General features: G+C 65.4%; 12 protein-coding genes. 8 read left to right on the plus strand and 4 right to left on the minus strand.

What is annotated here, in order from left to right:
- Positions 1–8 precede the first annotated feature (8 nt).
- Both IVB07_RS13330 and IVB07_RS13335 read left to right on the plus strand, forming a co-directional pair.
- Positions 9–1,052, plus strand: coding sequence for a glycosyltransferase family 1 protein (locus IVB07_RS13330; protein ID WP_247364618.1), 1,044 nt, complete (start codon positions 9–11; stop codon positions 1,050–1,052).
- A 63-nt stretch (positions 1,053–1,115) separates the two neighbouring features.
- Entirely contained in the window at positions 1,116–2,099 is a 984-nt protein-coding gene (locus IVB07_RS13335; protein ID WP_247361722.1) for a threonine/serine dehydratase, read from the plus strand.
- 73 nt (positions 2,100–2,172) lie between these two features.
- On the opposite strand, the gene IVB07_RS13340 is transcribed toward IVB07_RS13335, so the two are convergent.
- Positions 2,173–3,990, minus strand: coding sequence for a caspase family protein (locus IVB07_RS13340; protein ID WP_247767719.1), 1,818 nt, complete (start codon positions 3,988–3,990; stop codon positions 2,173–2,175).
- 164 nt (positions 3,991–4,154) lie between these two features.
- Here IVB07_RS13340 and IVB07_RS13345 point away from each other — a divergent pair, with 164 nt between their 5' ends.
- Entirely contained in the window at positions 4,155–4,598 is a 444-nt protein-coding gene (locus tag IVB07_RS13345) for an RbsD/FucU domain-containing protein (RefSeq protein WP_018457525.1), read from the plus strand.
- A 30-nt stretch (positions 4,599–4,628) separates the two neighbouring features.
- On the opposite strand, the gene IVB07_RS13350 is transcribed toward IVB07_RS13345, so the two are convergent.
- Positions 4,629–4,946, minus strand: a complete 318-nt coding sequence (locus tag IVB07_RS13350) for an antibiotic biosynthesis monooxygenase (RefSeq protein ID WP_247361730.1) — start codon at positions 4,944–4,946, stop codon at positions 4,629–4,631.
- A 123-nt stretch (positions 4,947–5,069) separates the two neighbouring features.
- Between IVB07_RS13350 and IVB07_RS13355 the strand changes: the two genes are divergently transcribed.
- A complete protein-coding gene (locus IVB07_RS13355) occupies positions 5,070–5,429 on the plus strand; it encodes a hypothetical protein (protein ID WP_247368281.1) in 360 nt (119 codons plus the stop codon).
- 263 nt (positions 5,430–5,692) lie between these two features.
- Here IVB07_RS13355 and IVB07_RS13360 read toward each other — a convergent pair whose 3' ends face one another.
- A complete protein-coding gene (locus IVB07_RS13360) occupies positions 5,693–7,090 on the minus strand; it encodes a hypothetical protein (protein WP_247767720.1) in 1,398 nt (465 codons plus the stop codon).
- A gap of 75 nt (positions 7,091–7,165) precedes the next feature.
- Between IVB07_RS13360 and IVB07_RS13365 the strand changes: the two genes are divergently transcribed.
- Positions 7,166–8,362, plus strand: coding sequence for a major facilitator superfamily domain-containing protein 6 (locus IVB07_RS13365; RefSeq protein WP_247361739.1), 1,197 nt, complete (start codon positions 7,166–7,168; stop codon positions 8,360–8,362).
- Here IVB07_RS13365 and dgcA read toward each other — a convergent pair.
- Positions 8,332–9,327, minus strand: coding sequence for an N-acetyl-D-Glu racemase DgcA (dgcA, locus tag IVB07_RS13370; protein ID WP_247361742.1), 996 nt, complete (start codon positions 9,325–9,327; stop codon positions 8,332–8,334). The two genes, IVB07_RS13365 and dgcA, sit on opposite strands and share 31 nt — an antisense overlap.
- Positions 9,328–9,470: 143 nt before the next feature.
- Here dgcA and IVB07_RS13375 point away from each other — a divergent pair, with 143 nt between their 5' ends.
- Genes IVB07_RS13375 through IVB07_RS13385 form a run of 3 tightly spaced genes read left to right on the plus strand, consistent with a single transcriptional unit; the run spans position 9,471 to position 12,278 of the window.
- Entirely contained in the window at positions 9,471–10,604 is a 1,134-nt protein-coding gene (locus IVB07_RS13375; RefSeq protein ID WP_085394489.1) for an ABC transporter permease, read from the plus strand.
- Positions 10,605–10,606: 2 nt separating this feature from the next.
- Positions 10,607–11,377, plus strand: coding sequence for an ABC transporter ATP-binding protein (locus IVB07_RS13380; RefSeq protein WP_247361744.1), 771 nt, complete (start codon positions 10,607–10,609; stop codon positions 11,375–11,377).
- 16 nt (positions 11,378–11,393) lie between these two features.
- Positions 11,394–12,278 (plus strand): MlaD family protein, encoded by an 885-nt coding sequence (locus IVB07_RS13385; RefSeq protein ID WP_247361746.1) that lies wholly within the window; start codon positions 11,394–11,396, stop codon positions 12,276–12,278.
- The last annotated feature ends 197 nt before the right edge of the window (positions 12,279–12,475 follow it).

Genomic DNA, 12,475 nt, shown 5'->3' on the forward strand with positions numbered 1-12,475 from the left:
GCAGCCTGATGCGCATCCTGGTCGCGACCGACGCCTGGCACCCGCAAGTCAACGGTGTGGTTCGGACGCTGACCAAGCTTGCCGACGCCGCGAAAAGTCTCGACGTCGAATTCTCGTTCCTGACGCCGCAATCGTTCCGCACCTTTGCGATGCCGAGCTATCGGGACGTGCGGGTGGCCATGCCGCGCCCGGGCAGAATCGCGAAGCTGATCGAAGAGGCGCGCCCGGACAGCATCCACATCGCGACGGAGGGGCCGATCGGCCTGATGGTCCGCCGCTATTGCCGGCAGCGCAAGCTGCCCTTCACGACCAGCTTCCACACCCGCTTTCCCGAATATGTCCGCGCCCGCGTGCCGGTGCCGGGCTCGCTGATCTGGCGGGCGCTGCGCCGATTCCATAGCCCCAGCCGCGCCGTGATGGCGGCGACGCCGGCGCTCGCCAGTGAGCTGACCGAGCGCGGCTTCGACAATGTCGTGCTGTGGCCGCGCGGCGTCGACCCCCATCTGTTCCATCCCCGCGCGATCGATCTCTGCCTGCCGGCGCCGGTGTTCCTCTCGGTCGGTCGGGTCGCGGTGGAGAAGAATCTCGAGGCGTTCCTCGACCTCGAGCTGCCCGGCACCAAGGTGATCGTCGGTGACGGCCCGGCGCGTGTCGCGCTGGAGGAGGCCTATCCGGACGCGATCTTCCTCGGCGAAAAGCATGGCGAGGAGCTGGCGGACATCTACGCGGCCGCCGATGTCTTCGTGTTTCCGAGCAAGACCGACACGTTCGGCCTCGTTCTGCTCGAAGCCTTGGCGAGCGGCCTGCCTGTCGCGGCGTTTCCGGTGAAGGGGCCCCGCGACGTGATCGGCGATGCGCCGGTCGGCGCGCTCGATCACGATCTGCGCAGCGCCTGCTTCGCCGCGCTGGATATCTGCCGGCAGGACTGCGTGGAATTCGCCGCCAACTACACCTGGGAGGCCTCGGCCCGGGCTTTTGTCGACAGCATTTTGGCCGTCGGCGCCGTGATGCCCGGCCGGAACGGGGCAGAACCGGCGCGATTCGTCGCCTGAGGGGAAGAAGCCCTCGCGCGGAGATGCCTTGCCCGCGCCTCATCCGGCGCGATAACATCAGGCATGACAGAACAGCTTCTCCCGATCGGCCCTGCCGATATCGACGCCGCAGCACGCGTGATCGCACCCTTCGCCGTCCGCACCCCGCTGTTGTCCTTTCCCGTGCTCAACGAGCGTGTCGGTGCAAAGGTCTATCTCAAGCCGGAGATGCTCCAGCGCACCGGGTCGTTCAAGTTTCGCGGTGCCTTCAACAAGGTCGCCTCGATCCCGCAGGACAAGCGCGCCGGCGGCGTGGTTGCGTTCTCCTCCGGCAACCATGCCCAGGGCGTGGCGGCGGCGGCAAAGATCCTCGACATGCAGGCGACCATCGTGATGCCCGCGGATGCGCCGTTGTCGAAGCGCGAGCGCACCAAATCCTACGGTGCCGAGGTCGTGCTGTACGACCGCGACCGCGACGACCGCGAGGCGATCTCGCGCGGCATCGCGGAGAAGCGCGGCGCGACGCTGGTCAGGCCCTATGACGATCCCTTCGTGATCGCCGGCCAAGGCACCGCCGGCCGCGAAATCGCCGAGGACATGGCGGCGCTCGGCCTCAGCCCCGACATCGTGGTGGCGCCAGCCTCCGGTGGCGGCCTGATCGCCGGCGTTGCAACGGCTGTGAAGGCGCGTTTTCCGCTGGCCGAGATCGTGGTGGCCGAGCCCGACGCGTTCGACGATCACGGCCTGTCGCTGACCGCGGGCCACCGCGAGCCGCACGCACCCGCCGGCCGCACCATATGCGATGCGCTGATGGCCCTGATCCCCGGCGAGATGACGTTTGCGATCAACAGCAAGCTGCTCGCGCGCGGCGTGACCGCCTCGGACAAGGAAGTCGGCGCGGCCGTCGCGTTTGCCTATCGCGAGCTGAAGCTCGTGGTCGAACCGGGCGGAGCGGTCGGCCTGGCCGCGCTGCTTGCGGGACGACTTGATGTTGCCGGCAAGAACGTCATCATCGTGCTCTCCGGCGGCAATGTCGACGCTGATCTGTTTGCCGAGCTGGTGGCCTGATATTCTAATCTTCTGACATCAAGAAGGGCAGAGCGTCTCCGCTCTGCCCTTTGTCGTGTGTGGCCGACCGCGATCAGTGCATGAAGCCGCGGTGGTTGTTGCCGCCATTGCCACCCTGGCTCAGGTTCATCGACTGCCGGAAGTTGTTGCTGCCACTGTTGACGTTCCGGTTGGTCTCATTGAACTGCGGGTGATTGTTGTTCTGCACCTGCACCTTGTTCACGGGGTTGTTGCTGATCTTCGCCCCGTTGTTGATGCGGATCGGGTTGTTCTGCGTCTGAACATTGACGGGCTTCGTATCGATGGTCGTGCCGCCCTTGCCGACATTGACCGGCATGCTCACGATCTTGCCGGGAGTGCCGTTGCTTGTGCCGTTGGCAGTGCCGGCATTGCTGCCGCCGTTCGGCGTCTTGTTGGTCGCAGGCAGCGTCACGATCTTGCCGATGCCGCCATTGTTGTTGGTGGTGTTGGTTGGCGCAGGCAGGGTCACGATCTTGCCCGGGGTCTGCGACGGCGTGCCGTTCTGCTGGTTGGGCTGGTTGTTGCCCGCGGGCAGGTTGACGATCTGGCCGCCATTGCCGAGCTTGCCGATGCCGTTATTGTCGCCCGACTTCTGCACGATCGGCAAATTGCTGTTCACTTGCGCACCGCCATTGCCCTGCTGCAGCGGCATGTATTTGGGCTGGCCGAGATTGCCGATCTTGAAGGTCGGGGCGATATTCTGCGGCGCCAGGAACTTGGTCGCCTGCATCAAGGGGATCTGCTTCGGCTGCATCTGGAGCTTCAGCGCGACCTGCGCATAGGGCGTGTTGCCGTAGCTGTCATAGAAGTTCTTGTAGCCGAGCGGCGAGTTCGCGAGCACCGCCTTGTGCCAGGCCTGCGTGAGCAGCAGATTGTTGAGCAGCCAGCGGACGTGATCGCACAGCGGATCGTGCGGATACATTGTGATGAATTCCTGATAGTACTCCGGCCGAGCCTCGGACACCACGTAGTCATAGGCCTGGCGGGTCGAGCGGCTCGGCAGATTGGAGGCCATCTGCACCACAGGCGTATTCACCGGCGTGCGGCTGGCGGCAACGGCGGTGTCGCCGAAGAAAGTGAAGTCAGACGTCAGCGACGAGCTCTCCCACGGGATCTGCGCGCCGCTGGTGGTCTGGTTCACCTCGAGGCGCACGCGCTTGAACAGCTGCTCGATTGGCACGTTGGGCTCGCGCGCGACGTTCAGGAAGGCCTGCGTGTAGGGGCTGTGGCCGCCGGTGCCGTCCTGCGCTTCGGCGCCCGGCGCGGTCGAGTAGCCGACGATCGAGCCGTTCGGGGCATCGACGATGGCCAGGCCGCGGCCGGCATCGTTCACGTTCGGGAACGGGTTATTGCGGCAGGCATCGAGGATGACGATGCGCATACGGCTCGGGATCGTCTCCAGCGTCGACATCACGTCGACCAGGCGGACGGAGTTGTTGACGAGTTCGGTCTGGCTCGAGACCTTGGCGTCGACAGGAACGAGGTAGTTCTCGCCGGCGAGCTGCACGCCGTGACCGGCATAGTAGACCATCGCCACCGTGTTCGGACCACGCGCCGACACTTTGGCGGAGAAGTCCTGGACGACGCGGAGCATGTCGTTCTGGGTCAGGTCGGTCGCGGCGACCACTTCGAACCCGGCGGAGTTCAGGAACTTCGCCATGGACTCCGCGTCGTTGTCCGGATTGGCGAGCTGCGGCGCGTTCTGATAGTTCGAATTGCCGATCACCAGCGCGACACGCTGTTCCGGGCCTTGCAGCGCGGTCGGGGCCGGCTCGACCGGGGCGACTTGCGCGGAAACTGGGCCGCAGGCAAAGCCGAACAGGCTCCCCAGCAGGCTAGCCGTCATCAGGAAAGGTTTTAGGCGGAACATGGCGTGCTCCCTTGGCACTGATCTCGATACGGTATTGGTTGCCGGCAAACTTGGCCGCGTTCGAGTTTGATGTCCGTGATCCCCATCACCATGGTAGGCTGCGTGATCTGAATCACGCTTGGAACCTGCCAAGGTGGGCGCCCAATGGGAGGACAGTCCGTCACATGCTGAAATCGATCGATCCGATCCTCACGCCCGACCTGCTTTGGCTACTGGCTTCCATGGGCCACGGCGACGATCTTGCTTTCGTCGATGCCAATCACCCCTCGGCGCGCATCGCGCAGAGCACGCATTCGCAGCGCCTGATCCAGTTGCCGGGCATGAGCATGGAGACCGCGATTCGCGCCATCATGTCGGTCTATCCGCTCGACGATTTCGATCCCGATCCGGTCCGCGTGATGATGCCGGTCGACGATCCCGACCGCGTCCCCGACGTGCAGCGCGCGGTGCTCGCGGAGATCGAGCGTGCCGCCGGCCGGCCCGTCACGCCCGGAAAACTCTCGCGGCCGGATTTTTATCGCGCGGCGGCGGCGAGCTTTGGCGTCGTACAGGTCGGCGACAGCAGCAGTTACGGATGCTTCCTGATCAGGAAGGGTGTGATCAGCTAGCAGCGCACGATCGAACGATGCGGGTCCGCGTCACGCGTGCTCGAATGGTCCGACCTCGCGGATCACCTTGCAGATCTGCAGGAAGCCGCTGGCGTAGAATTCGGCATGTCCCCGCTTCATCGTCTCGACATGTTCGGGATGGGTGCGCCAGGCTTCGAGCGCTTCCTCCGAGGCAAAGCGGAACACGGTGAGCTCCTCGCCGCCGTCGGCCTTGAACGACTTGACCGACACAAAGCCGGGAAGGCGGCTGACGATGTCGTACATGCGCGCGCCGAGCCGGTCGTGTTCGTCGACAGAGGCGCCGTTACGCAATTGCAGATCGCCAATGACAATCACTTCGCCAATCATATTTCTACACCTTAATCGATAGGATTCCTGCCGCTCGATCTGCTATTCGGTTTCGTGAGGGCTTTGTTACTTGGCACTCGAATTTGAATGGTCATTCCGCAAGCGGCCGTCTATCGTGCATCCATGTCACGCCTTTTATGTCTATCTGTCGCTATCGTCCTATCGCTGCTGCCGGCAGTCGCGCCGGCTGCTCCGATCCAAAAGCGTCCCAAGCAAGCCTGGCATGGTTACGGCTTCCTGCCGGGCTATCGCCAGCCGCTGAGCAACAGCATTCCCCTCTACAAGCAGAAGGAAGCGATGCGGCGGATATCGCCTAGCGACCGGCGCCATTGGTACATCGATCCAGTTCCCCAATATTACGGCTGGGATGGTGAGTGGCGCTATTTCGGCCGGCCCGGCTTCGGCGGCGGCCGCTACAATGGCGGCAGTTTTGGGCCGTGCTGGACGCGGACGCCGATCGGTGCGGTGTGGAATTGCGGGTGATCGCTGATCATCCGTCATTGCGAGCGTAGCGAACCAATCCAGAGTCTTTCCGCGGTGACAATCCGGATTGCTTCGCTGCGCTCGCAATGACGTTGAGGAGAGAGCGTTTTCCTCACGCGGCTCTCGTGCCCCCGACGTAGCGCAGCCTCTCTTCGATGGTGCGCTGCAGAGCCGGGGCCATGTGGCGACGGAAGCTGTGGCTCCTGGATCCCGGATCTGTGCTTCGCTTGTCCGGGACACGAGACGGAGCAGGCCGCATCCCCTTACGAGAAGAACGCGATCTTCTCGGCCTGGGTCATGCGGCGGATTGGCGCCATGGGATCGTTGGCGGCGGCGCGGGGCTTTTGCAGGTTGCCGCTGGCGAGGATGGTGGCGCCAAGCGAAGCTTCCGGAACCGGCGACGTCATCGGGAGCGTCGTGGCCTGCGCCGCGCCGAATGTCGCGGATGCTGCCATGACGGGCGCCGGCTGCTCCATCACTTCGGCGGCGGCTTCCGCAATGGCGTTGGTGAGGCGCGCCAGCGATTCCATCGCGATCGGCGCTTCCTCTACGGGCTCCTCCACGACCGCTGCGGCGGCGACTGGCTCGGCTGCGGCCGGCTCAGGTGTGATCGGCTCCGGTATCTCGGCTGCTATGGGCGCTGCGGCCTCCGCAACCACCGGCTCCGGAACCGTCGCTTCCATCTCGACCGGTTCGATGATCTCGTCGAATTCGGGGTCGGGCGCGGCCATCTCCAGCGCGATGGCCTCGAGGATGGCTTCGTCCTCGGCTTCGGCGGCGGCATCGAGCGAAAATTCGTCCGTCACCTCCGCGAAAGCCTCAGTGGCCGGCTCTTCAAAAGCGATGTCTTCAGGCGCGATCCGGCTCTCGGCGATGGTCTCCGGCTCGAGCGCGGCGTCCGTCGCCTGCTCGGCAACGGAGAAGGCCTCGGAGACGATTCCGGCCGCGTCCGTGGCGGCTTCGGGCTCGATCGCCTCTGCGATGTCCTGCGGCGCCTCCGTAAAAGCCACGGGTGCTTCGCTGGCCATCGCCGCAGGCGCGGCCTCCGCCAGCGGAGCTTCCGCAGCGGACGACGGTGTCTCCTGCACCGGAGCCGGCGAGGGGCGCGCGGCCTGCGGTGTTGCGTCAGCGTCGGTTTGGTCGATCCGGTCCTTGAGCAGATCGAATGCGGCCTTGAGGTCGGAGCGAGGGTCGATGGTCGAAACCTGCGCGCAGGCCGCCTCGATCGAGGCGAGCTGCGAATCAATCAGGTCGCAGATTCGGCCGTCGGCACCGATCTCGCGCCAGCGCCAGGAGATCTCCTTGATGATGCGCAGGCCGCGCGGGATCGGTGCGAGGCTCGCCTCGATCGCAGCAGGATCGAACGCCGCGATTGCGATCGTCTCGGCTTCACGAATCGCGTGCCGGATGGCGACCAAGGCTTCGGGGAGGCGGTCCTCGACGACGGGTTGGCGCTGTGCCGCAAGGGCTTCTTCGATTTTCGCGACCGCGTCGAGCACCATGCGGGTATCGGCATTGCGGTTGCGCTTGGCGTATTCGCCGAGGAACCAGCGGCCGCGCGCGGTCTCCATGAAGGCTTCGCGGATCGCGTCGTAATCCTGCTCGTTCGGCTCGGCCGCACGGGCAGACATAGGCGAGAGGGCGAATGCTTCGTTGGCCATGTCAATCTCGTCGCGCAAATCACCGCGCGTTACAGTAACGATCATCACGATATCGACCGAATCGCAATTGGTTTGATGGCAGGCGAATCACAAATCCCCATCGCAGCATCTCAGAAGCGGCGATTCGCCGTGAGCCTCGCGCTGTTCTACTCGGCCGTGTTCGCGGTGTCGGGAACGCATCTGCCGTTCTTTCCGGTCTGGCTGAAGGCGATCGGCATCGACGCGGCCTGGATCGGCCTCATCAACGCGCTGCCGGCGATCACACGCTTCACCACGCTGCCGCAGATCACCGCCTTTGCTGAAAAGAGACATGCGATTCGCGCCGGCATGATGATCTCCGTGCTGGCGACGGCGATCGGGTTCACGGCGGTCGGCTTGCAGCAGCAGCCGCTGGCGCTGTTCCTGATCTATGCGCTGACCTGCATGATGTGGACGCCGACCATGCCGCTGACCGACGCCTATGCGCTGCGTGGCGTCGCCCGCTACCGGCTCGATTACGGGCCGGTGCGACTGTGGGGTTCGGCAGCCTTCGCGGCCGGCTCGCTCGCCTGCGGCTATCTCGTAGACCACATCGCGGCGCGCGATCTGATCTGGGTCATCGTCGCCTGGGCCGTGGTTGCGGTCGCCGCCGGCATGCTGCTGCAGCCGCTTGACGATGTCAGGCGACGGACGACGGCGGTGCACGCCAGCAAGGCGCTGCTGCGCGATGCCGGCTTCAGGGCCATCATCGTTTCGGCCGCGCTGATCCAGGGCAGTCACGTCGCGTACTATACGTTCTCGGCCATCAACTGGCAGGCCCACGGTCTCGGCGGGCTGACGATCGCGGGCCTCTGGACGTTAGGGGTGATCGCGGAGATCGTCGTGTTCGCGCTGTCGCCGCGCTTCTCGCTGCACCCGTCTTCGCTCATGGCGATCGGGGGCGCGAGCGCGGTCGTGCGCTGGGTCGTCACCGCGTACGACCCGCCGCTCGCGCTGCTCGCGGTCGTGCAGCTCGGCCACGGCCTCACCTTCGGGATGACCATTCTCGGCACGATGAGTCTGCTGGTGCAGCGCGTGCCGTCGCATCAAATCGCGCGGGGGCAGGGCTATTACGCCGCGTGCAACGGGCTGCTGGGTGCGACCACCTCGATCGCGTCGGGCGCGATCTACGCCCGCATCGGCGACGGCCTGTATTACGTCATGGCCGCGATGGCCGGTGTGGGTGCGCTTGTGATCTGGTCGGCGCGGCACCGGCTGAAAGCTCATCCCCAGAGCGACGAGTCCGGCGGGTAGACCAGGCTGTCATCATAACGCAGGCCATGATCGCGGTCGCGCGTCAGCAGCAGCGGGCCGTCGAGATCGACGAAGCGCGCCTGCGGCGTCACCAGCATCGCAGGCGCCATCGACAGCGAGGTCGCGACCATGCAGCCGATCATGATCTCGAAGCCGAGCGCTTGCGCGGCGTCCGCCATGGCCAGCGCCTCGGTCAGGCCGCCGGTCTTGTCGAGCTTGATGTTCACGGCGTCGTAGCGCTCTCGGAGTGACGCCAGCGAAGTGCGGTCGTGCACGCTCTCGTCGGCGCAAACCACCAGCGGCCGCTTGATCCGCGCCAGCGCGTCGTCTTGGCCCGCGGGCAGCGGCTGCTCGACCAAGGTGACGCCGACGGCCTCGCAGGCCGCAAGATTCTGCTCCAGATTGGCTTCGGTCCAGGCTTCGTTGGCATCCACGATCAGCTCGGATTCGGGCGCCGCCTCGCGCACCGCCGTGATCCGCTCCGGATCGCCGTCGCCGCCGAGCTTGATCTTGAGCAGCGGCCGGTGCGCCGCCTTGGCGGTCGCCGCCGCCATGGCCTCGGGCGTGTCCAGCGAGATCGTGTAGGCCGTGGTGCGCTCGCCCGGCGCCGGGCGGTCGAGCAGGCTCCAGGCCCGCAATCCGGCCGCCTTGGCTTCCAGATCGATCAGGGCACAATCCAGGGCATTGCGGGCCGCCCCGGGCGGCATGGCGGCTTGCAGGGCCTGACGGGTGAGACCGCGGGCCACGGCGTCCTGCATGGCCTGGATGGCGGCAAGGGTCGCCTCCGGCGTCTCGCCATAGCGGGGATAGGGCACGCATTCGCCGCGGCCGGTCAGGCCCTTCCGGCGGACCTCGGCCACAACGGTGACGGCCTCGGTCTTGGCGCCCCGGCTGATGGTGAAACTGCCTGCGATGGGAAAGCGCTCGATTCGCGCGGCGAGGGCAGGAACTTTGCTGGAAGTCATTTTGAACTCTGGCGAAATCTGAACCTGCTGGTTACCTCTAGCAACTAAGGTTAACCAGTTGGGGATACCTTCTCCGGGTAAGGGCGCGTGCGCAACCATCTGATTTCAACCGTTTCTCGCGCCCCGGCACGGGAGCGGACATCTTGAACGGCGATCCGAAGCTGGAACGGATTGCGAAGGGCAATGCGCTGGCACTCTGCGCCACCGGAACCTGGACCGCGAGCTTCGCGCCGGTCCTGGAGCGGATGGTGGCTGACGCCGAGAAGCTCGCCGGCGGCCCACAAAGCATCTTCATCGACGTGTCCGAGGTCTCCAAGCTCGACACCTTTGGTGCCTGGCTGATCGAGCGGCTGCGCCGCAGCCTGACGCAGGGCGCCGTCGAGGCGCAGATCGCCGGCCTCTCCGCCAATTATTCGAGCCTCGTGGACGAGGTGCGGCGGGTCAGGGCAACGCCCGTCATCGACACCAGCACGATCACCATCACCGGCATGCTGGAGCAGATCGGCCAGACCGTGGCCGGCGTTGCCGGCACCGTGGCAGGCCTGATCGACATGCTCGGCGCGGTGCTCGCAGCGGGCGCGCGTACCCTGATTCATCCGCGCTCGTTCCGCCTGACCTCGACCGTGCATCATCTGGAGCAGGTCTGCTGGCGCGCGGTGCCGATCGTGGTGCTGATCACCTTCCTGATCGGCTGCATCATTGCCCAGCAGGGCATCTTCCATTTCCGCAGGTTCGGCGCCGACATCTTCGTCGTCGACATGCTCGGCGTGCTGGTGTTGCGCGAAATCGGCGTGCTGCTGGTCGCGATCATGGTCGCCGGCCGCTCGGGCAGCGCCTATACGGCCGAGCTCGGCTCGATGAAGATGCGCGAGGAGATCGACGCGCTGCGCACCATGGGCTTCGATCCGATCGAGGTGCTGGTGCTGCCGCGCATGCTGGCGCTGGTGCTGGCGCTGCCGATCCTGGCCTTCCTCGGCGCGATGGCCGCACTCTATGGCGGTGGTCTTGTCGCCTGGCTCTACGGCGGCGTCGATCCCGAAGCCTTCCTGCTGCGCCTGCGCGACGCCATCTCGATCGACCATTTCATCGTCGGCATCGTCAAGGCGCCGGTGATGGCTGCGGTGATCGGCATCGTTGCCTGCGTCGAGGGCCTCGCCGTGCAGGGCAGTGCGGAATCGCTCGGCCAGCACACGACCGCGTCGGTGGTGAAGGGCATCTTCTTCGTCATCGTCATGGACGGCGTGTTCGCCATCTTCTTCGCCTCGATCGGGATGTGAGGATGGCAGGCGAGATCCAGAACCCCATCATCCGCGTCCGCGACATCACCGTGCAGTTCGGCGCGACGCGCGTGCTCGACGGCCTCGACCTCGACGTCAAGCGCGGCGAGATTTTGGGCTTCGTTGGCCCTTCCGGCGCGGGCAAGTCCGTGCTGACACGCACGATCATCGGCCTCGTGCCGAAGCTCGCAGGGAGCATCGAGGTGTTCGGAGTCGATCTGGATGCCTCCAATACGTCGCAGCGTCGCAACGTGGAGCGGCGCTGGGGCGTGCTGTTCCAGCAGGGCGCGCTGTTCTCCTCGCTCACGGTGCGGCAGAACATCCAGTTTCCGATGCGCGAATATCTGCGGGTGTCGCAACGGCTGATGGACGAGATCACCATCGCCAAGCTCACCATGGTGGGTCTCAAGCCTGAAGTCGTCGATCGCTTTCCCTCGGAACTGTCGGGCGGCATGATCAAGCGCGTGGCGCTGGCGCGCGCGCTGTCGCTCGACCCGGATCTCGTCTTCCTGGACGAGCCGACCTCGGGCCTGGACCCGATCGGCGCCGGCGACTTCGACGAGCTGGTCAGGACCTTGCAGCGGACTTTGGGGCTGACCGTTTTCATGGTAACCCACGACCTCGATAGCCTTTACACAGCATGTGACCGCATCGCCGTTTTAGGCAACGGTAAGATCATTGCGGCAGGGTCGATCGCCGACATGCAGGCCTCGCAGCATCCCTGGCTGAGGCAATATTTCCATGGCAAGCGCGCTCGCGCGGTGATGGGCTGAGATGCCGGAGTAGCTGATGGAAACGCGCGCAAATTACGTGCTGATCGGGTCGTTCACGCTGGCGGTCATCGCCGCTGCGATCGGCTTCGTGCTGTGGTTTCAGTCGCTGCACACCACTAAGCAGCGCAGCCCTCTGCGCGTCGTGTTCGAGGGCCCGGCCGCGGGCCTGCGCAACGGTGGCAGCGTCAATTTCAACGGTATCCGGGTGGGCGAGGTGGTCTCGGTGAAGCTCGACAACCCGCGGCGGGTTGTCGCACTTGCCATGGTCGAGAACAACGCCCCGATCCGCAAGGACACCCTGGTCGGCCTCGAATTCCAGGGCCTGACCGGCGTCGCGGCGATTTCGCTCAAGGGCGGCGAGGAGGCGGCGCCTGCGCCGCCGCTCGACGAGGACGGCATTCCGACGCTGACGGCCGATCCCAACAAGCTCCAGGACGTCACCGAGGCGATCCGCGGCACGCTGCAGAACATCAACAAGATCGTCGCCGACAATCAGGAGTCGGTGAAGAACTCGCTGAAGAATCTCGAGACCTTCACCAACTCGCTCGCCCGCAACGCCGAGAAGATCGACGGCGTGATGGCCAAGGTCGACGGCGTCATGCTCAAGGCCGACAGCCTCATGCTCGGCCTCAACACGCTCGCCGGCGGCAAGGACGGCGGCGAGCTGTTTCTGGCGGTGAAGTCGATCCGTGAACTGGCCGACGATTTCGACAAGCGCTCCGGCGCATTGATGACCGACGGCCGCCGCACGCTCGGCGACATCAGCCGCGCCGTCAACAATTTCGACCGCAACCCGACCCGCGTCCTGTTCGGCGCCAGCAACAACGCACCGCCAGCCGCGCCGCCACCGCCGCCAGAGCCGCCGAAGCCAGCCGCGGCGCCCGAGCGCAGGCGGCAGTAGCGACGTTGCACGCGTCTCTCACCTCGTCATTGCGAGCGAAGCGAAGCAATCCAGACCGTCTCCGCATAAGCAGTCTGGATTGCGTCGTCGCAAGAGCTCCTCGCAATGACGAGTTTGTGGAGGCGCACAACAACCTCCCCAAAACAAAACGGAGGCCGTGAGGCCTCCGTTTTCATTCGTCATGCGTCTTGGCGATT

Origin of the sequence: Bradyrhizobium sp. 172, from assembly GCF_023101065.1 — a bacterium.
Classification (GTDB): domain Bacteria; phylum Pseudomonadota; class Alphaproteobacteria; order Rhizobiales; family Xanthobacteraceae; genus Bradyrhizobium; species Bradyrhizobium canariense_D.